Origin of the sequence: Streptomyces sp. MK7, from assembly GCF_032658145.1 — a bacterium.
Taxonomy (GTDB): Bacteria; Actinomycetota; Actinomycetes; order Streptomycetales; family Streptomycetaceae; genus Streptomyces; species Streptomyces spiralis.
On sequence record NZ_JAVACL010000153.1, the window covers coordinates 1 to 450 of the forward strand.

At 74.2% G+C, this 450-nt stretch carries 1 protein-coding gene; it reads left to right on the forward strand.

Annotation, left to right across the window (positions count from 1 at the left end):
* The coding region (locus R2S09_RS40255; RefSeq protein ID WP_316746256.1) for a Clp protease N-terminal domain-containing protein at nt 1-450 on the forward strand (450 nt) is incomplete at both ends.

Genomic DNA, 450 nt, shown 5'->3' on the forward strand with positions numbered 1-450 from the left:
TTGATCAATCTGGCGGCGCGGCGGGCGCTGGAGGACGGGACGCCGGATCTGGACACGGAGCACTTGCTGTGGGCGGCAACGCAAGTGGAGCCGTCGCGGGGCCTGTTGACACAGGCGGGGGTGGACGTGGAGGGGTTCGCCGCACAGATCGCCAAGGTGCTGCCGCGAGAGTCGGTGGAGGTGTCGGCACAGCCGGGGCTGACGCCGGGAGCCAAGCGGACGCTGGGCGCCGCCTATCGGCTGTCACAGGCGACGGGCGCCTCGTACATCGGGCCCGAGCACATTCTGGGCGCGTTGCTGGAGGGGGAGGGCACGGGTGCGGCCCGGCTGCTGCAGGGGGCGGGACTGGATGTGTCGCGGCTGCGGGGCCTGGCGGAGAGGCCGGCGCGGCCGGCCCGTGGGGAGGGCGGCGGTGCGGGACTGGAGGGCGGGGCGCCGTCGTCGTTGGAG